Source organism: Streptomyces griseorubiginosus (assembly GCF_036345115.1).
In the GTDB taxonomy this organism is placed as follows: domain Bacteria; phylum Actinomycetota; class Actinomycetes; order Streptomycetales; family Streptomycetaceae; genus Streptomyces; species Streptomyces griseorubiginosus_C.
On record NZ_CP107766.1, the window covers coordinates 8,306,505 to 8,332,272 of the forward strand.

16 protein-coding genes are annotated in these 25,768 nt (G+C 71.2%); 12 read left to right on the forward strand and 4 right to left on the reverse strand.

The window, feature by feature from the left end:
- The first annotated feature begins 54 nt into the window (after window positions 1-54).
- A complete protein-coding gene (locus OHN19_RS37560; RefSeq protein ID WP_330268455.1) occupies window positions 55-1,206 on the forward strand; it encodes a PP2C family protein-serine/threonine phosphatase in 1,152 nt (383 codons plus the stop codon).
- Between the two features lie 24 nt (window positions 1,207-1,230).
- On the opposite strand, the gene OHN19_RS37565 is transcribed toward OHN19_RS37560, so the two are convergent.
- Window positions 1,231-1,713, reverse strand: coding sequence for a MarR family winged helix-turn-helix transcriptional regulator (locus OHN19_RS37565; protein ID WP_330268456.1), 483 nt, complete (start codon window positions 1,711-1,713; stop codon window positions 1,231-1,233).
- 240 nt (window positions 1,714-1,953) lie between these two features.
- Here OHN19_RS37565 and betA point away from each other — a divergent pair, with 240 nt between their 5' ends.
- From betA to OHN19_RS37610, 9 genes are all read left to right on the forward strand, one after another.
- On the forward strand, window positions 1,954-3,624 hold the full coding sequence (gene betA, locus OHN19_RS37570; protein ID WP_330268457.1) for a choline dehydrogenase: 1,671 nt from the start codon (window positions 1,954-1,956) through the stop codon (window positions 3,622-3,624).
- Between the two features lie 185 nt (window positions 3,625-3,809).
- Entirely contained in the window at window positions 3,810-5,279 is a 1,470-nt protein-coding gene (locus tag OHN19_RS37575; RefSeq protein ID WP_330268458.1) for an aldehyde dehydrogenase family protein, read from the forward strand.
- A 20-nt stretch (window positions 5,280-5,299) separates the two neighbouring features.
- Entirely contained in the window at window positions 5,300-6,388 is a 1,089-nt protein-coding gene (locus OHN19_RS37580) for a glycine betaine/L-proline ABC transporter ATP-binding protein (RefSeq protein WP_330268459.1), read from the forward strand.
- Entirely contained in the window at window positions 6,388-8,397 is a 2,010-nt protein-coding gene (locus tag OHN19_RS37585) for an ABC transporter permease (RefSeq protein ID WP_330268460.1), read from the forward strand. Before OHN19_RS37580 ends, OHN19_RS37585 begins: the two co-directional genes overlap by 1 nt.
- A 17-nt stretch (window positions 8,398-8,414) precedes the next feature.
- A complete protein-coding gene (locus OHN19_RS37590; RefSeq protein ID WP_330268461.1) occupies window positions 8,415-9,380 on the forward strand; it encodes an ABC transporter substrate-binding protein in 966 nt (321 codons plus the stop codon).
- A gap of 181 nt (window positions 9,381-9,561) precedes the next feature.
- Window positions 9,562-12,000, forward strand: a complete 2,439-nt coding sequence (locus OHN19_RS37595) for an FAD-dependent oxidoreductase (protein ID WP_330268462.1) — start codon at window positions 9,562-9,564, stop codon at window positions 11,998-12,000.
- Between the two features lie 57 nt (window positions 12,001-12,057).
- Entirely contained in the window at window positions 12,058-13,290 is a 1,233-nt protein-coding gene (locus OHN19_RS37600) for a sarcosine oxidase subunit beta family protein (protein WP_330268463.1), read from the forward strand.
- 23 nt (window positions 13,291-13,313) lie between these two features.
- Complete coding sequence (locus OHN19_RS37605; protein WP_330268464.1) at window positions 13,314-16,574, forward strand: sarcosine oxidase subunit alpha family protein; 3,261 nt, start codon at window positions 13,314-13,316, stop codon at window positions 16,572-16,574.
- On the forward strand, window positions 16,567-17,202 hold the full coding sequence (locus OHN19_RS37610; RefSeq protein WP_330268465.1) for a sarcosine oxidase subunit gamma: 636 nt from the start codon (window positions 16,567-16,569) through the stop codon (window positions 17,200-17,202). The genes OHN19_RS37605 and OHN19_RS37610 overlap by 8 nt, the downstream gene beginning before the upstream one ends.
- Here the strand turns inward: OHN19_RS37610 and OHN19_RS37615 are convergent.
- Window positions 17,190-17,981, reverse strand: coding sequence for an IclR family transcriptional regulator (locus tag OHN19_RS37615; protein ID WP_330268466.1), 792 nt, complete (start codon window positions 17,979-17,981; stop codon window positions 17,190-17,192). The genes OHN19_RS37610 and OHN19_RS37615 overlap by 13 nt on opposite strands.
- A gap of 32 nt (window positions 17,982-18,013) precedes the next feature.
- The gene (purU, locus tag OHN19_RS37620) at window positions 18,014-18,886 is read right to left on the reverse strand and encodes a formyltetrahydrofolate deformylase (RefSeq protein WP_330268467.1); all 873 of its coding nucleotides are present in this window, start codon (window positions 18,884-18,886) and stop codon (window positions 18,014-18,016) included.
- 314 nt (window positions 18,887-19,200) lie between these two features.
- Here purU and OHN19_RS37625 point away from each other — a divergent pair, with 314 nt between their 5' ends.
- The gene (locus OHN19_RS37625; protein ID WP_330268468.1) at window positions 19,201-20,805 is read left to right on the forward strand and encodes a metallophosphoesterase family protein; all 1,605 of its coding nucleotides are present in this window, start codon (window positions 19,201-19,203) and stop codon (window positions 20,803-20,805) included.
- Between the two features lie 71 nt (window positions 20,806-20,876).
- Window positions 20,877-21,920 (forward strand): LacI family DNA-binding transcriptional regulator, encoded by a 1,044-nt coding sequence (locus tag OHN19_RS37630; RefSeq protein ID WP_330268469.1) that lies wholly within the window; start codon window positions 20,877-20,879, stop codon window positions 21,918-21,920.
- Window positions 21,921-21,983: 63 nt separating this feature from the next.
- On the opposite strand, the gene OHN19_RS37635 is transcribed toward OHN19_RS37630, so the two are convergent.
- Window positions 21,984-25,631 carry a LamG-like jellyroll fold domain-containing protein gene (locus tag OHN19_RS37635; protein WP_330268470.1) on the reverse strand — a complete coding sequence of 1,216 codons (3,648 nt, stop codon included), beginning with the start codon at window positions 25,629-25,631 and terminating at the stop codon, window positions 21,984-21,986.
- Window positions 25,632-25,768: the final 137 nt, after the last annotated feature.

The window sequence follows — 25,768 nt, forward strand, 5'->3', positions numbered from 1 at the left end:
AGGACCCAGGGTGAAAGGGTGGATGTCGTGAAAGCCTTTGAGTCGCTTCCATCCATGGAAGCCCAGCTGCGCGCGGCTCCTCCGCACGCGCTGGTCGCGACCGCCCGCCGTCTGCTGGCCGAGCGGGCCGGCGCCCAGGACGTGACCCTCCTGCTGGCCGACTACGGACTGGCCGTGCTCCAGCCGGTCTCCCATCTGCCGCACACCGAGGAGCCGGTGTCCGCCCACGACGGCCCGGCGGGCAGCGCCTTCACCCACCAGAGCCCGGTGGTCGAGGTCCTGCGCGACCCGGCGGGCCACCTGGTGCACCTGCCCATCACCGTGCGCGGAGACCGCCTCGGCGTGCTGTCCGTACGGCTGCCCGCGGGCACGGCGGCCCCCGAAACGGTCCTGCGCCTCGGCGACTTCGCGACGGCACTCGGCCACGAGGTCACCACCGCCGGACGCGACACCGACCTCTACCTCCAGGCCCGCCGCACCCGCCGGCTCACCCTGGCCGCCGAGATGCAGTGGCAGCTGCTGCCCGGCCGGGGGTGCGCCCGCGAGGAGTACGCCATCGGCGCCCATCTCGAACCCGCCTATTCCATCGGCGGCGACAACTTCGACTGGTCCACCAGCGCCGACCATCTCGTCCTGTCCGTCACCGACGGCATGGGCGAGGGGATCCACGCCTCCCTGCTCACCAGCCTGACGGTGGGAGCCCTGCGCAACGCCCGCCGCGCCGGGATAGGCCTCGCCGACCAGGCCTGTCTCGCCGACCAGGCGGTCTTCGCCCAGTACGGCGGCAAGGTGTACGCCTCCACGCTGCTGCTGGAGTTCCATCTCGCCACCGGCACGGTCCGTGCCGTCGACGCCGGATCCCCGCAGCTGTTCCGGCAGCGCGGTGACCACACCGAACGCGTCGAGCTGGACGCGCAGTTGCCGCTCGGCATGTTCGAGGAGACGCCGTACGACGAGCAGACCTTCCAGGTCGAGCCCGGCGACCGCCTCATCGTGGTCAGTACCGGGGTGCACGGCACCCGCTCGGCGGCGGGCGACCTTTTCGGCGAGCGGGCCCTGCGCCAGATCCTCGGCGCGACCCGGTCCACCCCGACGTACGAGACGGCACGCGCGGTCGTGGCGGGCCTGATCGAGCACTACGGAAGCCGGGAACTCATGTCCGACGCGGCCGTCATCTGCCTGGACTGGCAAGGACGCCAGGGCTGACCGCGACCCCGCGGGTCACGCGGGTCAGTGTTCGTGTGTGTCCTGGGCTGCCTGGAACCCCCGCAGGCCCCGGCTCAGGGCCGAGCGCTCGGCCGTGTTCATCGTCGCCAGCACCGAGGCGAGCGCCTGAGATCTGCGGGCGCTCACCTCGCCGAGCACCTGCCGGCCGTACCCGGTGAGACTCAGCCGCACCTCGCGCCGCTTCTGCGGATGCAGCACCCGCTCCAGCAGCCCCGCCGCCTCCAGCCGGTCGCAGAGCCGGCTCGCGGTCGGCAGCCCTATGTCCATGTTCTCGGACAGCGCGGTGAGATTGAGGCCCGGCGCGGCCTCCAGGATCCGCAGGGCCCGCAACTGGTGCGGCGACAGACGAAGGCGCGCTCCCTGGGCTGCGACGGACCAGAGGGTCGTGAGGCGGTCCACCGCGTCGGAGATCTCCCGCGCGAGGGCCATGGGATCCTCGGCCGACCCGCTTGCCTGGTCGTCCCCGGAGCCACTGAGACGCGTCACGAACACATCGCTTTCAGTAATCGCCTGCCCATACAGATGCCACCCTCATTCAAACGCGGTACCCGAAGCGACGTCGAGCAAGCACCGCGGACCGGGCCATCGTAGGAAGTCCGGCCGAACGGGAAACGCGTTTTCGCCCCGGATGACCCCACCAGGTTGCGTCGATCGCAACCTGGTGCGCATAGCGATACTCGTACTACCATGCCGCGCATCTCTACGGCGCGAGCGAGACGAGGGACCATGGCTCCTCAGCAGTACGACTTCGTCATCGTCGGTGGTGGATCGGCCGGCAGTGCACTGGCCAACCGCCTGTCCGCCGACCCGGGCCACCAGGTACTGGTCCTGGAGGCCGGCCGGCCCGACTATCCCTGGGACGTCTTCATCCACATGCCCGCGGCGCTGACCTACCCCATCGGCAGCCGCTTCTACGACTGGAAGTACGAGTCCGAGCCCGAGCCGCACATGGGGGGCCGGCGCGTCTACCACGCCCGCGGCAAGGTGCTGGGCGGCTCCAGCAGCATCAACGGCATGATCTTCCAGCGCGGCAACCCCATGGACTACGAGCGCTGGGCCGCCGATCCCGGCATGGAGACCTGGGACTACGCGCACTGTCTGCCGTACTTCAAGCGCATGGAGAACTGTCTCGCGGCCGACCCCGACGACGAGTTCCGCGGCCACGACGGCCCCCTCGTCCTGGAGCGCGGTCCGGCCACCAACCCGCTCTTCACCGCCTTCCAGAAGGCCACCGAGGAGGCCGGGTACGCGCCCACCGACGACGTCAACGGCTACCGGCAGGAAGGCTTCGCCAAGTTCGACCGCAACGTCCACCGCGGTCGCCGGCTCTCCGCCTCCAAGGCCTATCTGAAACCCGTCCGCAGACGCCCCAACCTCACCGTCCGCACCCGCACGCTCGTCACCCGCGTCCTGTTCGAGGGCAAGCGGGCCGTCGGCGTCGAGTACCGGCGCGGCAAGGGCGCGCTCCAGCAGGTCCGCGCCAAGGAGGTCATCCTCTGCGGCGGCGCCATCAACTCCCCGCAGCTGCTCCAGCTCTCCGGCGTCGGCAACGCCGGGGAACTGCGCGCCCTCGGCATCGACGTCGTCCACGACCTGCCGGGCGTCGGCGAGAACCTCCAGGACCACCTGGAGGTGTACATCCAGTACGCCTGCAAGCAACCCGTCTCCATGCAGCCGTACCTCGCGAAATGGCGCGCCCCCTTCATCGGCCTGCAATGGCTGTTCCGCAGGGGCCCGGCCGCCACCAACCACTTCGAGGCGGGCGGCTTCGCGCGCAGCAACGACGACGTGGACTATCCCAACCTGATGTTCCACTTCCTGCCGATCGCGGTCCGCTACGACGGCTCCGTGCCCGCCGGTGGGCACGGCTACCAGGTGCACGTGGGTCCCATGTACTCCGACGCCCTCGGCTCGGTGAAGATCCGGAGCAAGAACCCCGAGGAGCACCCGGCGCTGCGCTTCAACTACCTGTCCACCGAACAGGACCGCCGGGAGTGGGTCGAGGCGATCCGGGTCGCCCGCAAGCTGCTCAACCAGCCCGCGCTGGCCCCCTTCAATGGCGGGGAGATCTCACCGGGGCCGTCCGTGGAGACCGACGAGGAGATCCTCGACTGGGTCGCCAAGGACGGCGAGACCGCCCTGCACCCCTCCTGCACCTGCAAGATGGGCACCGACGACATGGCCGTCGTGGACCCCGCGAGCATGCGCGTGCACGGGGTCGAGGGGCTGCGGGTCGTGGACGCCTCCGTGATGCCGTACGTCACCAACGGCAACATCTACGCGCCGGTGATGATGATCGCGGAGAAAGCGGCCGACCTCATCCTCGGCAAGGAGCCGCTGGCGCCCTCGAAGGCCGTGTACTACCGCCACCGCGACGCCCGGACACAGGCCGGGTAACGCGGATTTTTCGCAGGGTCGCTTGCACCGGAAACCGGCTGTCCTCCGGCGGTGCGCCAACGCGTCCGCGTGCCCAAACCGTCATCCCCCAACCCCTTGACGTGGGTTCACGCATTCTCCAGAGTGTTCCACCACAAGCAATGCGGTGCGCGATGCGCAACGGAATCGCTCGAAGGGCTCCCGACGTGGCAGACCTGTACGTGGACGGTGAATGGCGGGAGCCGGTGGCCGGTGGCCGCCGGGAGATCCGATGTCCCGCCGACGGCACGCTCTCCGCGACCGTGTCCGAGGGCACCCGCCCCGACACCGAGGCGGCCGTCGCCGCCGCCCGCCGGGCCTTCGACGAGGGGCCCTGGCCGCACACCCCCGAGCGGGAGCGCGGCGCCCTGGTGCTGCGCACCGCCGACCTGATCGAGCGCGACGCCAAGGAGTTCGCCCGCGCCGAGTCGCTCGACACCGGCAAGCGGCTGGTGGAGAGCGAGTACGACATCGCCGACGTCGTCTCCTGTCTCCGCTACTACGGCGGGCTCGGCGGCACCGACGCGGGCCGCGTGATCGACACCGGCCGGGACGACGCCGTCAGCCGGGTCGGCTACGAGCCGGTCGGTGTGTGCGGACTGATCACACCCTGGAACTACCCCCTGCTGCAAGCGAGTTGGAAGGTCGCCCCGGCCCTGGTGGCCGGAAACACGATCGTCCTCAAGCCCAGCGAGCTCACCCCCTCCACCTCGATCCTGCTCATCCGGGCACTCGCCGAGGCCGGACTGCCGGCCGGGGTCGCCAACCTCGTCCTCGGCGCCGGACCCGAGGTGGGCGCCCCGCTCTCCGAGGACCCCCGCGTCGACATGGTCTCCTTCACCGGAGGCGTGGACACCGGCAGACGGATCATGGCGACGGCCGCAGCGACCGTGAAGAAGGTCGCCCTGGAACTCGGCGGCAAGAACCCCAACGTCGTCTTTGCCGACGCCGACTTCGAGACGGCCGTGGACTTCGCGCTCACGGCCGTCTTCCTGCACTCCGGGCAGGTCTGCTCGGCCGGTGCCCGGCTGATCGTCGAGGACTCGCTGCACGACCGCTTCGTCGACGAGGTCGTCCGGCGCGCCCGGCTGATCCGCCTCGGCGGCCCCTTCGACCCCGAGGCCGAGACCGGCGCGCTGATCTCCGCACAGCACCTGGAGAAGGTCGAGGCGTACGTCGCGGCGGGCCTCGCGGAGGGCGCCGTGTTGCGCTGCGGCGGCGAGCGGCCCACCGACCCGGCCCTCGCGCACGGCCACTTCTACCCGCCCACCGTCCTCGACGAGTGCACCCAGGACATGCGGGTGGTGCACGAGGAGTCCTTCGGGCCCGTGCTCACCGTGGAGCGCTTCACCGGTGAGGACGACGCCGTCCGCATCGCCAACGACACCGAGTACGGACTCGCCGGCGCCGTGTGGACCCAGGACGCCGGGAAGGCCCAGCGGGTCGCCCGGCGGCTGCGGCACGGCACGGTGTGGATCAACGACTACCACCCCTATGTGCCGCAAGCGGAATGGGGTGGCTTCGGGCACTCCGGTGTGGGCCGGGAACTGGGACCGACCGGCCTCGACGAGTACCGCGAGCCCAAGCACGTCTGGCAGAACATCCAACCCCGGCCGCAGCACTGGTTCCGCGGCTGAACGCCGAGAAGAGGTCGACCATGACCCCCACCAAGACCGAGGTGCCGCCGCGGCGCGGCACCCCCGAGGACGCGGCCCCGACGCCGGTGATTTCCGTGCGCGGGCTGTGGAAGGTGTTCGGGCCGAAGGCCGAGCGGGTGCCGGAATCCGAGGAGCTGTGCGGACTCAGCCGCCGCGAACTCATGGAGCGCACCGGCTGCACCGCCGCCGTGCGGGACGTGAACTTCGAGGTCGCGCCCGGCGAGGTCTTCGTCGTCATGGGACTGTCCGGCTCCGGCAAGTCCACCCTGGTGCGCTGTCTGACCCGGCTGATCGAGCCCACCGCCGGCGAGATCGTCTTCGAGGGCGAGGACATCCGGGACGCCGACGAGAAGCGGCTGCGCGAACTGCGGCGCAGCAAGTTCTCCATGGTCTTCCAGCACTTCGGTCTGCTGCCCCACCGCCGCGTCGTCGACAACGTGGCGTTCGGGCTGGAGATCCGCGGCATGGGCAGGGCCGAGCGCACCCGCCGGGCGCTCGAGGTCGTCGAACTCGTGGGCCTCGCGGGCTACGAGAACTCCTACCCCGACCAGCTCTCCGGCGGCATGCAGCAACGCGTGGGCCTGGCAAGGGCGTTGGCGGGCGATCCGGACGTGCTCCTGTTCGACGAGCCGTTCTCCGCGCTGGACCCGCTGATCCGCCGTGACATGCAGAGCGAGGTCATCCGGCTGCACCACGAGGTCGGCAAGACCATGGTGTTCATCACCCACGACCTGTCCGAGGCCCTCAAGCTCGGCGACCGCATCCTCATCATGCGCGACGGGAAGACGGTCCAGTGCGGCACCGGCGACGAACTCGTGGGCGCCCCCGCCGACGACTACGTCCGCGACTTCGTGAAGGACGTGGCCCGCGGCGACGTCCTCACCCTGCGCTGGATCATGCGCCCGGCGACCCCCGAAGACCCGTTGGACGGGCCCGAGTTGGGCCCGGACGTCGTCGTCAAGGAAGCCACCCGGGCGGTGCTCGCCGCCGAGAAGCCCGTCAAGGTGGTCGAGAACGGCGAACTGCTCGGCATCGTCGGCGACGAGGAGATCCTCGCCGTGGTCGCCGGGCAGGAAGGCGACGCGTGATGACCGTCGCCATGGAGAAACCCGAGACATCGGGGGACGAACAGCGGACCCCGGCGCCCCCGCCGGTCGCCCCCGAGCGCCGGATCAGCCGGTCCATGGTGATCGCCGGGATCGTGGTCGTCTGGCTCGTCCTGTTCGCCGTACTGCGCGGGAAGCAGACCCTGACCCTGGCCGCGGCCGACCTCACCGACCTGCACCGCTGGCTCAACGACGTCAACGACTCCATCGGCGCCGACCGCAACTCCAACCCGCTCTTCCTGTACTTCTTCAACGAGATCCGACTGGTCATCGACAACCTGGTCACCTTCGTCCAGGACCTCATCTCGCAGCCCTCGGGCGACCGTCCGCTGCCGCAGATCGGCTGGCTCGGGGTGGTCGGCCTGGCCGGATACGTCTCCTGGGCGGTGGCCAACTGGCGGGTCGCGCTGCTGGCCGTGGCCGGCTTCACCTTCCTCGGCCTCCAGGGCCTGTGGCAGGAGAGCATGGACACCCTGGCGCTGACGCTCTCCGCGGTCCTCGTCGCGCTGCTGTTCGCGATCCCGCTGGGCGTGTGGGCCGGCCTGTCGGAGCGGGTCAACCGGATCGTGACACCGTTCCTCGACTTCATGCAGACGATGCCGACCTTCGTCTACCTCGCGCCGCTCACCCTGTTCTTCCTCATCGGCGGGGCCTCCGCGACCATCGCCACCGTCATCTACGCGGCACCACCGGCCATCCGTATCACCGCCCACGCGATCCGGTCCGTCCCCGCCGCGTCGGTCGAGGCGGCCGACTCCATGGGCGCCACGCGCCGGCAGTCACTGCTGAAGGTGCTGCTGCCGATGTCCCGGCGAACCGTGGTGATGGGCGTCAACCAGACCATCATGGCCGCCCTCGCCATGGTGACCATCGCGGCCCTGATCGACGCCCCCGGACTCGGCAAGACCGTCGTCCAGGCCCTCCAGTCCCTCGACGTCGGCACGGCCTTCAACGCGGGTCTCGCGATCGTCGTCATGGCGATCGTCCTGGACCGGGTCACCACGGCGGCGAGCGGACGCGCGGAGGCGGCCCGGCGGTCCGGCAACCCCCTGCTCAAGTGGCGCCGGCACCTGCTCGTGGCCGGGGGAGCGGTGGCGGCCGTCCTCGTGTATCTGTCGCACACCTATGTGTGGGCGGCCGAGTTCCCGGGTGACGGCAGCACCGGCAGCAACATCGCCAAGGCGGCCGACGACGTGACGACCTGGGCGCAGGACAACCTGTCGGGGCTGACCAACGCCTTCCGGGACGCGATCACCAACGGCCTGCTCAACCCCTTCCAGACCCTGCTGACCGACTCCCCGTGGTGGCTCGTCGGCGTCGCACTGATCGGGATCGCCGTGGTCCTCGGCGGTTGGCGGGCCGGGATCACCACGGCCGCGTGCGTGGGCCTGCTGGTCGCCACCGGCCTGTGGTCGGACGCCATGACCACCCTCGCGTCGACCGTGGTGGCGACCGTGCTGGTCATGCTGCTCGGCGTGGTCTTCGGGGTGTGGATGGGCCGCAGCGCGCTGGTGGACCGACTCGTGCGGCCCACCCTCGACGCGGCCCAGGTCATGCCGCCGTTCGTGTACCTCGTGCCGTTCCTCGCCCTGTTCGGCGCGACCCGGTTCACGGCGATCGTCGCCGCGATCGTCTACGCGGCCCCGGTCGCCATCAAGATCATCGCGGACGGGGTGCGGACCGTGCCCGCGACCACCGTCGAGGCGGCCACCTCCACCGGGTGCAACACCTGGCAGATCATCACCAAGGTCCAGCTGCCGATGGCACGCGGCGCCCTGACCCTCGCGACCAACCAGGGCCTGATCTACGTGCTGTCGATGGTCGTGGTCGGCGGTCTGGTGGGCGCCGGGGCGCTCGGCTACGACGTGGTCGCCGGCTTCTCGCAGGGACAGCTGTACGGCAAGGGCCTGGCGGCCGGACTCGCCATCGTCCTGCTGGGCGTCATGTTCGACCGGATCACTCAGGCAGCGGCTCGCCGCACCAGCGCATGAATAAGGAGCACTCCACGATGGCAAGACACTGGCGAGCCGGCGCGGCCGGCCTGGCCGTCCTCGGCCTCACCCTCACGGCCTGCGGCGGCGCGAAGGTCGGTGACTCCTCGGAGGCCGGCGGTTCGGGCAGCTCCGGCAAGTGCGGCACCTTCAACCTCGCGGTCAACCCCTGGGTCGGCTACGAGGCGGACGCGGCGGTCGTCGCGTACGTCGCCGAGCACGACCTGAAGTGCAAGGTCACCAAGAAGGACCTCAAGGAGGAGATCGCCTGGCAGGGCTTCGGGACCGGCGAGGTCGACGCCGTCCTGGAGAACTGGGGCCACGACGACCTAAAGAAGAAGTACATCACCCAGCAGAAGACCGCCGTGGAGGCCGGCTCGACCGGCAACAAGGGCATCATCGGCTGGTACGTGCCGCCGTGGCTGGCCAAGGCCCACCCGGACATCACGAAGTGGGAGAACCTCAACAAGTACGCCGCCAAGTTCAAGACCTCGGAGTCCGGCGGCAAGGGCCAGCTCCTGGACGGCGACCCGTCGTACGTCACCAACGACGAGGCCCTCGTCAAGAACCTCAAGCTGGACTTCAAGGTGGTGTACGCGGGCAGCGAGACCGCGCTCATCCAGGCGTACCGCAACGCCGAGAAGAAGAAGCAGTGGGTGATCGGCTACTTCTACGAGCCGCAGTGGTTCCTCTCCGAGGTGCCCCTCGTCAAGGTCGAGCTGCCCGCCTACAAGTCGGGCTGCGACGCCGATCCGGCCAAGGTGGCCTGCGACTACCCGGTCTACGACCTCGACAAGATCGTGAGCGCGAAGTTCGCCAAGTCGGGCAGCCCGGCCTACGACCTGGTGAAGAAGTTCAACTGGACCAACGACGACCAGAACACCGTGGCCAAGTACATCGCGGTGGACAAGATGACGCCGGACGCGGCGGCCAAGAAGTGGGTCGACGCCAACCGCGACAAGGTCGACGCCTGGATCAAGTAGGGCTGTGCGGGGGCCCGGTGGGCGGTGCGCGCGGGTGCGCGCCTCCCACCGGGCCCCCGCTGTTTTCCGGCCGGTTCCGCGAGGTCACGGGACCTCTTGACACCCACCGGCGCGACGGGCACATTGAGTTGCGCAGCCTGAATCGTGTTGCGTAAAAAGCAACTTATCCGGAGGTGCGGCGATGGCGGGACCCCGAGTGGTCATCATCGGAGCGGGCGTCGTCGGCGCGGCACTGGCCGACGAGCTCTCCGCGCGCGGCTGGACCGAGGTGACCGTCGTCGACCAGGGCCCGCTGCCCGCCACCGGCGGGTCGTCCTCGCACGCGCCGGGCCTGGTCTTCCAGGCCAACCCCTCCAAGACGATGACCGAGCTGGCCCGCTACACCGTCGAGAAGTTCTGCTCCCTCGACGTCGACGGACAGCCCTGCTTCCTCCAGGTCGGCGGCCTGGAGGTGGCCACCACCCCGGAGCGCGTCACCGAGCTGCACCGCCGGCAGGGCTGGCTCACCGCCTGGGGCGTCGAGTCACGGATCCTGACCGCCGACGAGTGCGTCGAGAAGCACCCCCTGGTCAACCGGGACCGCGTCCTCGCCGGCCTGCACATCCCCACCGACGGCCTCGCCAAGGCCGTCCTCGCCGTCGAGGCCCAGATCCGCCGGGCCACCGAGCGCGGCGTGACCTTCCTGGCCCGCCACGAGGTCCTGGACATCCTCCGGACCGACGGCGAGGTCACCGGCGTCCGCACCGACCAGGGCGACCTGGAAGCCGAGATCGTGGTCTGCTGCGCCGGCATCTGGGGCCCGAGGATCGCCCGCATGGTGGGCATGAACCTCCCGCTCACCCCGCTCGCCCACCAGCTCGCCTGGACCGGCCCGGTCCCCGCGCTCGCGGGACAGACCGAGGAGGCGGTGCGCCCGATCCTGCGCCACCAGGACGCCGACCTCTACTACCGCGACCGCCACGACACCCTCGGCATCGGCTACTACGGCCACCGCCCCATGCCGATCACCGCCGACGAGATCCTCTCCTTCGACGAGGCCGACGCGATGCCGTCGGTCCTGAAGTTCACCGAGGACGACTTCGCCGACGCCTGGACCGAGACGCAGTCACTGCTGCCCGCGACCAGGGACGCCAAGGTCGAGGAGGGCATCAACGGCCTGTTCTCCTTCACCACCGACGGCCTGCCCCTCCTCGGCGAGTCCCCGGACGTCAAGGGCTTCTGGGTCGCCGAGGCCGTCTGGGTCACCCACTCCGCCGGCGTCGGCCGGGCCGTCGCCGAATGGCTGGTCGACGGCCACTGCTCCTCCTTCGACCTCCACGAGTGCGACGTCAACCGCTTCGAACCGCACCAGCTCTCGCCGGAGTACGTGCTGGCCCGCGACTGCCAGAACTTCGTCGAGGTCTACGACATCCTCCACCCGCTCCAGCCCTCCGGCGCCCCGCGCCCGATCCGCACCAGCCCCTTCCACGCCCGCCAGCAGGAGCTCGGCGCCTTCTTCCTGGAGGCGAACGGCTGGGAGCGGCCGCACTGGTACGAGACCAACGCGGGCCTGGTGGAGGGCCGTTCGATCGTCACCCCCAACGACTGGGCGGCCCGGTACTGGTCGCCGATCGTCGGCGCCGAGGCCCAGGTCACCCGCGAGACCGTCGCGATGTACGACATGACGGCCCTCAAGCGCCTGGAGGTGAGCGGGCGGGGAGCCGCCGACTTCCTGGAGCGGCTGTGCACCGGCAAGGTCGCCAAGTCCGTCGGCTCGGTGACGTACACCCTGCTCCTCGACCACGACGGCGGCATCCGCAGCGACATCACCGTCGCGAGGCTCGCCCCCGACGTCTTCCAGGTCGGCGCCAACGGCAACCTCGACCTCGACTGGTTCACCCGCCACCTCCCCGCCGACGGCACCGTCCAGGTCCGTGACATCACCCCCGGCACCTGCTGCATCGGCCTGTGGGGACCGCTCGCCCGGGACGTCCTTCAGTCGCTCACCGACGCCGACTTCTCGGCGACCGGCCTCAAGTACTTCCGCGCCAAGCGCGCCCACATCGGCTCCGTCCCGGTGACGGCCATGCGGCTGTCGTACGTCGGAGAGCTCGGCTGGGAGCTGTACACCACCGCCGACCTCGGCCAGAAGCTCTGGGACACCCTGTGGCGGGCGGCGAAACCGCTGGGCGGCATCGCGGCCGGCCGGGGCGCCTTCAACAGCCTGCGCCTGGAGAAGGGTTACCGCTCCTTCGGCACCGACATGACCTACGAGCACGACCCGTACGAGGCCGGCGTCGGCTTCGCCGTCAAGGCCGACAAGGAGGACTTCATCGGCAAGGCGGCACTGGAGCGGCGCAAGGCCGACGTACGGCGAAGGCTCACCTGCCTGACCATCGACGACCCGCGGGCCGTCGTCATGGGCAAGGAGCCGGTCTACGACGGTGAGCGCGCGGTCGGCTACGTCACCAGCGCCGCCTTCGGACACACGATAGGCAAGGGCATCGCCTACGCGTGGCTCCCGGCGGACCTCGCCGTGCCGGACACCCGCGTCGAGATCGGCTACTTCGACCGGCGTGTGGAGGCCGTGGTCGCCGAGGAGCCCCTGTTCGACCCGGCCATGTCCCGTCTGCGCGGCTGACCCGACGCCCGCAGGAGACGCCGTCCCCGCACCTCCCGGCACCTCAGGAGACCTCCGATGAGCCCCCGCACCCCCGGCGCCGAACTCCCCGAACACCCGGACTGGCTGTGGCGCACCCCCGAGCCGAAGCGCTCCTACGACGTGATCGTCGTCGGCGGCGGCGGACACGGCCTGGCCACCGCCCACTACCTCGCGAAGAACCACGGCATCACCAACGTAGCCGTGCTGGAGAAGGGCTGGCTCGCGGGCGGCAACATGGCCCGCAACACCACGATCATCCGCTCCAACTACCTCTGGGACGAGAGCGCGGGCATCTACGAGCACGCGCTCAAACTCTGGGAGGGGCTGGCGGACGAGCTCGACTACCCGATCCTCTTCTCCCAGCGGGGCGTGCTGAACCTCGCCCACAGCCTCCAGGACGTCCGCGACAGCGTGCGCCGGGTGGAGGCGAACCGCCTCAACGGCGTGGACGCGGAATGGCTCGACGCGGACGGGGTCAAGGAGGTCTGCCCGATCGTCGACATCTCCCCGGACGTGCGCTACCCGGTCCTCGGCGGCACCTACCAGCCCCGCGCCGGCATCGCCAAGCACGACCACGTCGCCTGGGGCCTGGCCCGCTCGGCCGACGCGGCGGGCATCGACATCATCCAGAACTGCGAGGTCACCGGCCTGGACGTGGTCGGCGGCCGGGTGACCGGCGTCCAGACCACACGCGGCCCGATCGCCGCGGGCAAGGTGGCGCTGTGCTCGGCGGGCCACACCTCGGTCCTCGCGGCCATGGCCGGCATCGAACTCCCGCTCCAGAGCCATCCGTTGCAGGCCCTGGTCTCCGAACTGCTGGAGCCGGTGCACCCGACGGTCGTGATGTCCAACGCCGTCCACGTGTACGTCAGCCAGGCGCACAAGGGCGAGCTGGTGATGGGGGCGGGCATCGACTCGTACAACTCCTACACCCAGCGCGGCGCGTTCCACATCATCGAGGAACAGATGGCGGCCGCCCTGGAGCTCTTCCCGGTCTTCGCCCGCGCCCACGTGCTGCGCACCTGGGGCGGCATCGTCGACGTCAGCCCCGACGCCTCGCCGATCATCGGCCTCACCCCCGTCGACAACCTGTACCTCAACTGCGGCTGGGGAACGGGCGGTTTCAAGGCCACCCCGGGCGTCGGCTGGGTCTACGCCCACACGATCGCCCACGACACCCCCCACCCCCTCAACGCCCCCTTCACGCTCGACCGTTTCACCACCGGCGCGCTCGTCGACGAGCACGGCGCCGCCGCGGTGGCCCACTAGGGATCCTCGAGGAGCCGAACGACATGCTGCTGATCCCCTGCCCGTGGTGCGGGCCCCGCGACGAGTCCGAGTTCCACTACGGCGGCCAGGCCCACGTCCCCTACCCCGAGACCCCGGCCGACCTGACCGACGAGGAGTGGGCCCGCTACCTCTTCTTCCGCACCAACCCGAAGGGCCCCTTCGCCGAACGCTGGAGCCACGCGGCGGGCTGCCGCCGCTGGTTCAACGCGGTACGGAACACGGCGACGAACGAGGTGCTGGCGGTGTACCGGGTGGGGGAGAGCCGCCCGGAGACGTCTCAGGCCCAGCGGAGTGCGGTTGCTTCTCAGCCGCGTTCAGCACGTCCAGCCCCTCCGGCGTTTGAGGAGCGGGGGTCCGAGGGCGGAGCCCCCGAAGGCGGGGTCGAAGGGGCCGCGCCCCTGGGGGATGGGACGGGTAGGGGCGGCGGGGGCGAGAAAGATCCCTTCCGCCACCCCACCCGAGGCCGCATAGCCCGCGACCAACCCCTCACCTTCACCTTCGACGGCACCGAGTACCAGGGCTACAAGGGCGACACCCTCGCCTCCGCCCTCCTCGCCAACGGCATCATCCAGACCGGCACCAGCATCAAACTCGGCCGCCCCCGAGGCATCTTCACCGCAGGCGTCGAGGAACCCAACGCGGTCATCCAGATAGACGCCCCGTTCCCCGAGCCCATGCTCCCCGCCACCACCGTCGAACTCCACGACGGCCTCGTCGCGACCGGCCTCCCCGGCCAGGGCCGCCTCGCCGCCACCCCCGACCCCGCCCGCTACGACGCCGTACACACCCACTGCGACGTCCTGATCGTCGGTGCCGGCCCCGCCGGCCTCGCGGCAGCCGCGGCGGCGGCGCACAGCGGCGCCCGGGTGATCCTCGCCGACGACCAACCAGAGCCGGGCGGCAGCCTGCTGGGCACGGCGGAGCACCTCGACTGGGTCGAGGAGACAGCGGCCCTCCTCGAAGCCGCCCCCGACGTCCGCGTCCTGCGTCGCACCACCGTCTTCGGGTACTACGACGACAACCACCTCCTCGCCGTCGAGCGCCGCACCAACCACCTCGGCGCGGCCGCCCCCGCGAACGTCTCCCGGGAACGCGTCCACCGCATCCGGGCCCGCCGGGTCGTCCTCGCCACCGGCGCCCACGAACGCTCCCTCGCGTTCGCCGACAACGACCGTCCCGGAGTGATGCTGGCCGCCTCGGCCCGTACCCACCTCAACCGGCACGGTGTGCTGCCCGGCCGGCAGGCGGTCGTGTTCACCACCAACGACAGCGCGTACGCGGCGGCCCTCGACCTGCACTCGGCCGGCGTGCACGTGGCGGCGATCGTCGACACCCGCCCGGAACCGGGGGAGTGGGCCGACCGCGCCCGCGAGGCCGGCATCGAGGTGCTGCCCGGCCACGCCGTCACCGGCACCGAGGGCGAGGCGCGCCTCACCGCCGTGTCCGTCGCCCCGTACGGAACCACCGAAACAACCACGGGACAGCGGGAGTTCGCCGCCGACCTGCTCCTGGTCTCCGGCGGCTGGAACCCGGTCGCCCACCTGTTCAGCCAGGCGGGCGGCACCCTGCGCCACGACGAGACGCTCGGCACCTTCGTCCCCGACTCCTGCCGCCAGGCCGTCGAGGTCGCGGGCGCCGCGAGCGGCGTGTTCGACCTGCGTGGAGCCTTCGCGCAGGGCGCCGCGGCCGGGGCCCGAGCCGTCGAGGCCGAGGGCTACACCGCCCGGACACCCGGCCTCCCGCAGGTGCCCGCACCGCCCCGGCCGACCCCGCCCATGCAGGTCTTCACCGTCCCCGGCCGGGAGGGCGCCCCCCGCTTCGTCGACCTCCAGCGCGACGTCACCGTCGACGACCTGGCCCGTGCCACCGGCGCCGGCATGCGCTCCGTCGAGCACACCAAGCGCTACACCACCGCCGGTACCGCCAACGACCAGGGCAAGACCTCCGGTGTCCTGGCGAGCGGTGTCGTCTCCGAACTGCTCGGCGTGGACGTCTCGGCGCTCGGCACCACGACCTTCCGGCCGCCGTACACCCCGGTCTCCTTCGCCGCGCTCGCCGGCCGCGACCGGGGCGCGCTCCACGACCCGGTCCGCACGACCGCGCTGCACGAGTGGCACGTCGAGCACGGGGCCCGCTTCGAGAACGTCGGCCAGTGGAAGCGCCCCTGGTACTACCCGCGCGACGGCGAGGACATGACGGCGGCCGTCCTGCGCGAGTGCGCCGCCGCCCGTGAGGGCGTGGCCTTCATGGACGCCTCCACCCTCGGCAAGATCGACGTGCAGGGCCCGGACGCGGCCGTCCTCCTGGACCGCCTCTACACCAACATGATGTCCACCCTGAAGGTCGGCATGATCCGCTACGGCGTGATGTGCAGGCTGGACGGCATGGTCTTCGACGACGGCACCGTCATCCGGCTCGCCCCCGACCGCTTCCTGGTCACCACGACCACCGGCAACGCGGCGGCCGTACTGGACTGGATGGAGGAGTGGCTCCAGACGGAGTGGCCGGAGCTGAAGGTCCACTGCACGTCCGTCACCGAACAGTGGGCCACCGTCGCCCTGGTCGGGCCGAAGTCCCGCGCGGTCCTCGGCTCCCTCGCGCCCCGACTGGCGGTCGGCAACGACGACTTCCCGTTCATGGCCTGGCGCGAGACCACCGTCGCCGGCATCGACGCGCGCGTGTGCCGGATCAGCTTCTCCGGCGAACTCGCCTACGAGATCAACGTGTCCCCGTGGCAGGCCCGCACCCTGTGGGAGGCGCTGCACGAGGCCGGCGCCCCGTACGGCATCACGCCCTACGGCACCGAGACCATGCACGTCCTGCGCGCCGAGAAGGGCTACCCGATCATCGGCCAGGACACCGACGGCACCGTCACCCCGCACGACCTCGGCATGAGCTGGGCGGTGTCCAAGAAGAAGCCCGACTTCATCGGCAAGCGCTCCTACGCCCGCGCCGACACCGCCCGCCCCGACCGCAAGCACCTCGTCGGCCTGCTCCCCGAGGACCCCGGCACCCTCCTCCCCGAGGGCACCCAGCTGGTCGCCGACGGCGTGCTGCCCGCGCCGCCCGTCCCGATGCTCGGCCATGTCACCTCCAGCTACCGCAGCGCGGCCCTCGGCCGGACCTTCGCCCTCGCTCTGGTCAAGGGCGGCCGGGAGCGGGTCGGCGAGCGGCTCTACGCCCCGGTCGGCGACCGGCTGGTCCCGGTGACCGTCGCAAGCCCCGTCCTCTACGACCCCGAGGGAGCCCGCCGCGATGGCTGACACCGCCCCGACCGCCGCCCCGCTCCGCAGCCCGCTGGGCCCGGCCCGGGACCGCCTGGCCGCCGTGACCCGCTCCTCCCGGGGCGCGGTCCGGCTGGCGGAGCTGCCCTTCCTGACCCAGCTCGACGTGCGCCTGGACCCCAAGGGCGCGGCGGCCGACGCCGTCGGTCTGGCGCTGGGGCTCCCCCTGCCCGTGGAGCCCGACACCGTCGTACGCGCCGGGGAGCTCACCGCACTGTGGCTCGGCCCCGACGAGTGGCTCGTGGTGGGGCCGCCCGGGCGGCGGGACGTGGAGAGCCGTATCCGCGAGGCCGGCGGTGACGAGCCGGTGTCCGTCGTGGACGTGTCCGCGCAGCGCACCACGCTGCTGGTGTCGGGACCCCGGGCCCGCGATCTGCTGGCCCACGGCTGTTCCCTGGACCTGCACCCGCGTGGCTTCAGGGCCGGACGCTGCGCCCAGACCACCCTGGGGCGCACCCAGGTGGTGCTGGTCGCGCGCGACGAGCCCAGCGCCGGGTTCTGGGTGCTGGTGCGTTCGTCCTTCGCCGGCTACCTCGCCGACTGGCTGGTGGACGCGGCCGTGGAGTGGACGGGCCCGGACCTCTTGACGGAGCCTCAGCCCAAGTAGCCCAGCCGGCGGCTGAGTTCGTCGGCTCCCTCGACCAGGAGGGGGGCCAGCTCGTGCATCCGCTCCTCGGTGAGGCGGAAGGCGGGCCCCGAGGCGGTGAGGGCGGCGACGACCTCGCCGCCCGAGGAACGCACGGGCGCGGCCATGGCGTTGAGGCCCTCCTCGTACTCCTCCAGCGTCATGGCGTAGCCCTGCTCACGGACCCGGGCCAGCTCGGCGTCCAGGCTCTTGCGGGACGTCAGGGTGCGGGCCGTCATGCGGTCGAGGCCGGCCTCGGCGACGAGTTCGTCCAGGCGCTCGGGGTCGAGGTGGGCGAGCAGGACCTTGCCGCTCGACGTGCAGTGCATCGGGGTGAGCCGGCCGACCCAGTTCTGCGCGGTGATCGCGGACTGGCCGCGCACCTGGTCGAGGTTGATCACATGGTGGGACTCCAGCACCGCGATGTTCATCGTCTCGCCCAGGGTGTCGGCGAGGCGCTCGCAGATCCCGCGCCCGTGCTTGGTGACGTCGATGCGTCCGGTGACCGCGCCGGCCAGCCGCACGATGCCGAAGCCGAGGCGGTACTTCCCGCGCTCACCCTCCTGCTCGACCATCCCGTGCGCCTCCAGCGCGCCGAGCAGGCGGAACGCGGTGGACTTGTGGACGTCGATGGCGTCGGCCACTTCACTGACGCCTGCCTCGCCGCGCTGGGCCAGGATCTCCAGCACGGTGACAGCCCGGTCCACGGACTGCACACCGCCGCCGGACGCCCCCGCGGACTCGGTGCCGTTGCTGCTCATGGCGGAACCTTATGCGAAGGGGTCGACCCAGGTCAGCGGAAGACCACCGTGCGGCGGCCGTTGATCATCACCCGGCTCTGGCTGTGCCACTCGACGGCCCGGGCGAGGACCTGCGCTTCGACGTCCCGGCCCAGGGTCACCAGGGTCTCCGGGCTCTGCGCGTGGCTCACCCGGATCACGTCCTGCTCGATGATCGGCCCCTCGTCGAGGTCGGGGGTGACGTAGTGAGCCGTGGCCCCGACCAGCTTGACGCCCCGCTCATGGGCCTGGACGTAGGGGCGGGCGCCCTTGAAGCTCGGCAGGAACGAGTGGTGGATGTTGATCGCCCGGCCCTCCAGCTGCTTGCACAGGTCGTTGGAGAGGATCTGCATGTAGCGGGCGAGGACCACCAGGTCGATGTCCAGCTGCTCGACGAGCTCCAGCAGCCGCGCCTCCGCCTCCGGCTTGGTCTCCGGGGTCACCGGCACATGGTGGAAGGGGATGCCGTAGCTCTCGGCGAGCGGTGCGAAATCCCGGTGGTTGGAGACGATCGCCGGTACCTCGATGTTCAGCGCGCCGGTGCGCCGCCGGAAGAGCAGGTCGTTCAGGCAGTGGCCGAACTTCGACACCATGATCAGGGTGCGTGTCGGGGTCGAGGCGGTGTGCAGCTGCCAGGTGATCCGGTACGCCTCGGCGACCGGGGCGAAGCCGGAGCGCAGCTTCTCCAGGGAGGTGTCCGGGTCCGAGACGTCGAAGTGGACGCGCATGAAGAAGCGGTCCTGGAGCCGGTCGTCGAACTGCTGGCTCTCCTGGATGTTCCCGGAGTGGCGGACGAGGAAGCCGGTGACGGCGTGGACGAGTCCGGAGCGGTCGGGGCAGGAGAGGGTGAGGACGAACTCGCGGTCGGGTTGAGGTCGAAGAGACACTGAGTCCTCCCGATGGCTGCGCATTACGCAACAGTGCGACTGATACGCAACATGCTCGCGGCAGCTGTGCCCCGCGGTCAAGGGCCCCCGCCCGGAGAACGGTGGGCCCCCACGCGGTGAACGGCCCGGGTGGCCCCCGCCCGGTGACCGGGGAGCCGATCGTCAACGGCCGGGCGGCTCCCGGCAAAGGCGCGGGCAAGGTTTGCCCGTACCGCGGGCCGTCCGCGGCTCGACGACCGTATGGCCACGCGGTGTTCACCCGGACGCCGCCGAGTCGCGCCAGGGTGCGGTCGTCGTCAGCCAGGGAGGGCATCATGACCGCACAGTCGGGTCCGGGGGCAGCGGACGGGTCGGAGAAGACGTCCGAGGGGGTCAGCAGGCGCCACGCGCTCGGCCTGTTCGGTACGGCGGGAGCGGGCGCCGCCGTCACCCCGCTGCTCGGAGCCGGTCCGGCCCAGGCCGCCCCGGCACTGCACCTCACCGCGGACGCCTCCGGCGCGCCCCCGGTCCAGGGACTGCACCTGACCTTCGGCGCCGACCCCCGCACCCGGATGAACGTCTCCTGGATCACCGACCGGCCGGTGACCGGACCCCTCGTGCGCTACGGCACCCTGGAGCACGGCTTCGGCTCCAAGGCCGCGGCCAGGACCGTCACCTACGTCGACGGCACCTCCGGCCGTACCGTGTACGTCCACCACGCCGCCCTGGAGCGGCTCAGCCCCGGCACCGAGTACCTCTACCTCGCCACCCACGAGGGCGCCACGCCCGACAGCGGGACCTTCCGCACGGCTCCCCGCGGCCGGCAGCCGTTCACCTTCACCAGCTTCGGCGACCAGTCCGCCCCACAGGTGACCTGGGCGGCCAACGGCACCCCGGCGCTGGACGCCAACTCCACCCCCGCGACCAAGGACATCGTCACCGGCGTCGAGCAGGTCGCCCCGCTCTTCCACCTCCTCAACGGCGACCTGTGCTACGCCAACCTCGACGTCGACCGGGTCCGCACCTGGAACAACTTCTTCACCAACAACACCCGCTCCGCCCGCTTCCGCCCCTGGATGCCGGCGGCCGGCAACCACGAGATCGAGAAGGCCAACGGCCCGCTCGGACTCGGCGCCTACCAGGCCTACTTCGCCCTCCCGTCCACCGAGACCGACCCCGAACTCGCCGGGCTGTGGTACGCGTTCACCGTCGGCTCGGTCCGCGTGATCGTCCTCCAGAACGACGACAACTGCCTCCAGGACGGCGGCGACCTCTACATCAGCGGCTACTCGGGAGGACGCCAACTCGCCTTCCTGGAGCGGGAGCTGAAGGCGGCGCGGGCCTCGCGGGACGTCGACTGGGTGGTCGTCGCCATGCACCAGGTCATGATCAGCTCCTCGGACGCCAACGGCGCCGACCTCGGACTGCGGCAGAAGTACGGCCCGCTCTTCGACCGGTACGGCGTGGACCTGGTGCTGTGCGGCCACGAGCACAACTACGAGCGCTCCCTCGCCGTCCGCGGAGTCGTCACCGGCAGCGAGACCCTCACCCCCAGCCCGGTCTCCGGGGCCACCGACTCCATCGACACCGGCCTCGGCACCGTGCACATGATCCTCGGCGGCGGAGGAGTCTCGGGCACCACCAACCAGAACTTCTTCAAGGACGGCACCGCCAAGGTGATCACCTCCGTCTCGGCGACCCCCGGGGCCAACGGCAAGCGCACCGCCACCTACACCAAGGAGCAGGCGGTCTGGACCGGGGTCCGGGACACCGAGCACCCCTACGGCTTCGCCGCCTTCACCGTCGACCCCGGCCGGCACGCCGGGGACACCACCCGCATGCACGTGACGTACTACAACGTCAACAAGCCGGGCGGCGAGCTCTCGGTCTTCGAGACGTTCACCCTGCACCGCCGCCGCTCCGACGGCCACTCCGGGTGACGGCACCGGCCGTCGCCGGGCTCCTCGGCGGCCCGGATAGGATCTGAGCCACCGGACCTGGGGAGACATCGATGACGCCAGTGGCAGGACAGGGCGCGAGCCCCGGTGCGCCGCGCGCCGTGGACGTGGCCCGGCTGGCCGGTGTCTCCCAGAAGACGGTCTCCCGGGTCTTCAACGGCGAGCGCTACGTCTCCGCGGACGTGCGGGCCCGGGTGCACGCGGCCGCGGAGGAGCTCGGCTACCGGCTGAACAGCGCGGCCCGCGCCCTGGCCTCGGGGCGCACCCGCTCGATCGGCGTGGTCACCCTCGGAACCGCGCTGTACGGCCCCGCCTCCCTGCTCATCGGCATCGAGCGGGCGGCCCGCGACGCGGGATACGCGCTCCGGGTCGTCAACACGCTGGAGGGCGATCCGGCAGGCGTCGCCGGGGCCGTGGAGTCACTGCTCGCCCAGGGCGTGGACGGCATCGTGGTGTCCGAACCGATCGACGAGGGCTCGGTGACGCTCAGCGCCGGCGTGCCGGTCCTGGTGCTCGGGGCGCCCGCCTCCTTCGGCGGCCCGCGGGCCGTGACCGTGGGCGTCGGAGCCGAGTCGCTGGCCCGGGCGGCCACCGAACACCTGCTGGACCTCGGACATGTGACGGTCCATCACCTGGCCGGTCCGCAGCGGTGGTTCGCCGCCCGGGACCGCCTCCACGGCTGGCGGGCGGCGCTCGCCGCCCGCGACCGGGAGCAGCCGGCCGTCATCGAGGGCGACTGGTCGGCCGCCTCCGGTTACGCGGCGGGCCGGGCACTCGCCGCCGAGGGCGAGGCCACCGCGGTGTTCGCCGCCAACGACGACATGGCCGTCGGCCTGATCCGCGCCCTGCTGGAAGCGGGCCTGCGGGTGCCGGAGGACGTGAGCGTCGTCGGCTTCGACGACATCCCCGTCTCCGCCTACGTCACCCCGCCGCTGACCACCGTGCGCCAGCCCTTCGACGCCGTGGCCCGCGAAGGGCTCCGCCTCCTGGTGCGGGCCATCGAGGAACCGGACGCCGACCTGGACCCGGCGGGCGAACCACCGGTCGAACTCGTCGTCCGCGCCTCGACGGCACCCCCGCCGCCGTCCGGCCGGTAGCGACCGGACAACGCGTTCCGGCCCGGGGAGAGAGCCTCTCCCCGGGCCGGACTCAGAGGCTCGTCACCTCTCCCGTGCGTACGGCGCCACCGCGATCCGGTCGATCAGCGGTGCGTACCGGGAGCGGAGCAGCACCCCGGGGAAGGTGTCCGACGCGTAGGTGGTGCCGTCGAAGTCGGGCAGTTCCTCGGAGCGGAAGGAGATCGTGTTCCGTCCCTTCTTGAGGGTGACCGGCACGGTCAGCTCCCAGAAGTCGTTCTGGTGGAAGGTGTGCGGGAAGCCGACCCGCTGTATCGCGCCGCCGTTGACGGAGATGTCCGCGTGCCGGGCCAGCGGGTCCGGGTTGTAGTGGGTGGCCTCCGACTGCTCGGGGTTGGAGTAGCGGACGCGCAGCGCGTACAGGCCGGCCCTGTCCGCGGTGACGTCGAAGGTCGCGGTGTTGCCGTTGCCCGGGTCGCCGCCGATGCCGGTGATCGCCGTACCGTCGGTCGCCAGGGACAGCGGCGCGAGGGAAGCCGTACCGGCGAGCCTGGCGTCCTGCGCCTCGTAGGTGCGCACCGGCAGCGCGCCCTCGGTGGGCGTGACCGTCAGCCGGTCGACGAGGGTCGGGGCCGAACCGCCGGTCACCGTCACCTTGTTGACGCCACCGGAGAGGGACACCGCCACGGCCCGCCGGTCCTTGGCCAGCCGCAGCACCTCGTGCCCGTTCACCGAGACCCGGCCGTCCGCGCCGCCGAGGGTGTCGACCCTGAGCGTGGCCTCGCGGTCGGCGGGGGAGTAGACCCAGAACGTGGCCGTCTGGCCCTTCGCGAGCCGGGCCGCGCCCGAACCGGTGGCCGCCCGCTTCGGCAGGTCGTACACCGGCAGGCCGCCACCGCCCAGCCAGGCCAACTCACCCTCGTACACCCGGGTGTCGGCGGACGCGTCCGGCAGGGACAGCGTGAGCCGGTCCACGATGGCGTCGCCCTTCGTGACCCGCTTGCCGTCGAGGCTCTTCGCGGCGAGCGTCAGGGTGTGCTTGCCCTTGGTGAGCTTCACCTTGGTGTCGGTGTGGTCCCACACCACCCACTTGTAGCCGAGCGGCAGATACAGCTCCTGCTCGCCGGTGGCCTGGCCGTCGACGCGCAGGAAGACGTTGGTGGGGCCCTGGTCCTTCACCTTGTCGAAGGTGTTGAGGGAATTGGCGAAGACGCTCAGGTCGTAGGTCCCGTCCTCCGGCACGTCCACCGGGAAGTCGAGCGTGACGTCCGAGCCGGTGCGCAGCCCGCCCACGTCGTACCCGCCGGAGGTGTAGAACTTCGACACGTCCGAAGTCGAGCCCTCGGGGCCGTTCCTGGAGTAGCCGGACCCGGTGTGCGCCGCGTCCTCCGCCTCGTAGGAGCCCTGCCAGCGCACCGGCGCGGTCTGCGTGCCCTTGGCCTCGCCGGCCGGGCTGAGGACGATCTCGTACGCCGAGGACTCCTTGAGCGTCGGCAGGGTGCCGTCACCGAAGTCGACCGTGACCGTGCCGTCGTCCGCGACCTTCAGGTTCCGCTCGGTGAGCAGCTTGGGACCGGAGTTGTCGCCGATCTGCCCGCTCCACTCGATCTCGCGGACCCAGGCGTGCACGTTCTTGCCGAAGAGCTTCTTCGGGACGCCCGCGAAGGTGATGTGGCCCTTGCCGGTGGAGCCGCCGAAGAGCAGCCGGGCCTGCTTCTTCTTCTCGTCGAGGGTGGCCACGCCCTGCATGGTGTAGTTCTGGCCGGGGAACGGCGGGGTCACCGAGACGGTGTGGCCGCTCATCGAGGCGTAGGAATTGAGCAGCCACCACTGCCCGTTGCCCCGGTTGGACTGCACCGCCGAGTCGGAGAGGTTGCCGTCGATGTTCCAGTACGCGATGTCGGCGTCCACCTTGGACTCCTCGATCGCGGAGACCCACTGGATCATCTGGCCGGGGACGGAGGTGTGGTAGTTGAAGGCGTACTCGTTGATGTTGACGGGGAGTTGGGTGCCCTCACGGTCGGTGCCCTTGAACAGCTCCTTCTCCCACGCCCGGTACTTGGCGACGCTCGCGCGCACCGCCTCCGGGTGGCTCAGCTCGTGCCAGGTGATGACGTCCGGGAGGGTGCCGGCGGCCAGGGCGTGGGTGAGGAACCCCTTCACCTGGTCGTACAGGACACTGGTGTTGGGCCCCGCGATCCGGGCGTCGGGCATCTTGCCCTTGATGAGCTTGTACGCGGAGTCCCAGGCGGCGAAGTAGTCGTCCGGGTCGTTCAGCCAGCTGACCTTGTTGTAACTCCACTGCCCGGTACCGAACATGTTGCCCTCGGGCTCGTTGAACGGCACGAAGACGATGTTGTCCTGGTACTGCTTCGGCAGCTGGAGCACCTGGTCGACCTGCTTGGCGATCTTCTGCTCGTACAGCTTGAGCTTCTCCGCCGGGGTGTCGCCGGGCCACTCGTAGGGGAAGCCGCGGTGGATGTCGGTCATGTAGATGTAGACATCGCCGTCGGTGGAGTCGGCCAGTGGCCTCACCACGTCCAGCGCGTCCGCGCCGGGGTGCTGCGGGCCGTCCTGGGCCTTGGTGGAGACCGTGCGCAGGCCCATGCCCTCGATGAGGTTGTTGGTGGGCACGTCCGGTCCGTACACGCCGTAGAGGGTGCCGGAGGCGCCGCCGTGGAACGCGCCGGTGTCGGAGCCGAGGTCGACGGTGAGCGCTCCCTCGCGGACCACGGTGACGGTCGCCCGCACGGCGCGTCCGGCCGCGGTGCCCGCCACGGTGAAGGTGCCCGGCTGGGCGTACTTCTCGGACGGCACGGCGTCCCAGGCGATCGGCGCGTCACGGTCGTAGCCGTCGGAGAAGGAGGCGCGGACGGCGGAGGGGAGCGACGGGGCGGTCCCGGTCGTCGTACGGAGGTCGAAGGACGTCTGCGTGAGGTCCTGGAGGGTGGGAACGCTGCCGACCGTCCCGGCCACCTGCTCGGGGGTGAGCGCCGCGTGCCACACCGTGAAGTCGTCGATCGAACCGTTGAACAGCGGGTCCTCGTAGAACGACTTGCCGATGTAACCGGCGGCCGTGGCCGAGCCGTCCAGCAGGTCCGTGGCCTTGACGCCGGTCTTGGCCGAGGAGACCGGGACGCCGTCGAGGTAGGTGGTGACCCGGCCGGCCGAGGTGTCGAGGGTGACGGTCACCGTCCGCCACTGGTTCGCGGGCAGCGGCGCGTACCCGCTGACCTGCGCCTCCCCGCCCCCTCCTGAGGTGGTCGCGGCGGTGCGCAGGACGCTGCCGTTGGAGGGGGTCGTGAACAGGTACTTGGTGGTGTTGGTGCCCAGGTCGAAGATGCGCTGCCAGGCCGACTGGTCGTTCCCCCACTTCACGCGGGCGGAGACGGTCAGGTCGCTCGCACCGGCCAGCACCTCCCGGGGCAGCCGGACGTACGCGCCGGTGGAGGAGGGGGCTCCGCCGGGGAGGGCGAGGGCCTTGCCGCCGTCGGCGCCCGTGACGGACTGGGCGGTGCCGCCGTTCACCAGGCTCGCCGTCAGACCGTTGCCCGAACTGTCGGTGATCTTCCCGGTGGTGAGGTCGTCCTGGTCAAAGGTGTAGCGGGCGACGGGCCCGGGCGGCTCGGCGGCATGCGCGGGGACGGCGGGTGCGGCCAGCAGGCCCGCGCCGAGGGCCAGTGCCAGGCCGGCCGGGGCACGGCGGCGCGTGGATCTGTCAGCGGATGGCATGGATGCGTCCTCAATCGTCGGGGGGAAACAGGCTCCGCCCGCCCGCCTCCATGGTCGAACCGGTTCGACTTCATCAGCTGGGGGAGGGTGGAAACGGCCTGGGTGTGAGGCTGGGGCGGCTCTGGCGGCTCTGGGGG

Excerpts from the sequence above, each read along its gene's own strand:
- OHN19_RS37615 (WP_330268466.1), bottom strand. The coding sequence starts at position 17,981 with ATGAGCAGCAACGGCACCGAGTCCGCGGGGGCGTCCGGCGGCGGTGTG.
- OHN19_RS37630 (WP_330268469.1), top strand. The coding sequence starts at position 20,877 with ATGACGCCAGTGGCAGGACAGGGCGCGAGCCCCGGTGCGCCGCGCGCC.
- OHN19_RS37585 (WP_330268460.1), top strand. The coding sequence starts at position 6,388 with ATGACCGTCGCCATGGAGAAACCCGAGACATCGGGGGACGAACAGCGG.
- OHN19_RS37595 (WP_330268462.1), top strand. The coding sequence starts at position 9,562 with ATGGCGGGACCCCGAGTGGTCATCATCGGAGCGGGCGTCGTCGGCGCG.
- OHN19_RS37610 (WP_330268465.1), top strand. The coding sequence starts at position 16,567 with ATGGCTGACACCGCCCCGACCGCCGCCCCGCTCCGCAGCCCGCTGGGC.
- OHN19_RS37560 (WP_330268455.1), top strand. The coding sequence starts at position 55 with ATGGAAGCCCAGCTGCGCGCGGCTCCTCCGCACGCGCTGGTCGCGACC.
- OHN19_RS37580 (WP_330268459.1), top strand. The coding sequence starts at position 5,300 with ATGACCCCCACCAAGACCGAGGTGCCGCCGCGGCGCGGCACCCCCGAG.
- OHN19_RS37625 (WP_330268468.1), top strand. The coding sequence starts at position 19,201 with ATGACCGCACAGTCGGGTCCGGGGGCAGCGGACGGGTCGGAGAAGACG.
- OHN19_RS37600 (WP_330268463.1), top strand. The coding sequence starts at position 12,058 with ATGAGCCCCCGCACCCCCGGCGCCGAACTCCCCGAACACCCGGACTGG.
- betA (WP_330268457.1), top strand. The coding sequence starts at position 1,954 with ATGGCTCCTCAGCAGTACGACTTCGTCATCGTCGGTGGTGGATCGGCC.
- OHN19_RS37605 (WP_330268464.1), top strand. The coding sequence starts at position 13,314 with ATGCTGCTGATCCCCTGCCCGTGGTGCGGGCCCCGCGACGAGTCCGAG.
- OHN19_RS37635 (WP_330268470.1), bottom strand. The coding sequence starts at position 25,631 with ATGCCATCCGCTGACAGATCCACGCGCCGCCGTGCCCCGGCCGGCCTG.
- OHN19_RS37590 (WP_330268461.1), top strand. The coding sequence starts at position 8,415 with ATGGCAAGACACTGGCGAGCCGGCGCGGCCGGCCTGGCCGTCCTCGGC.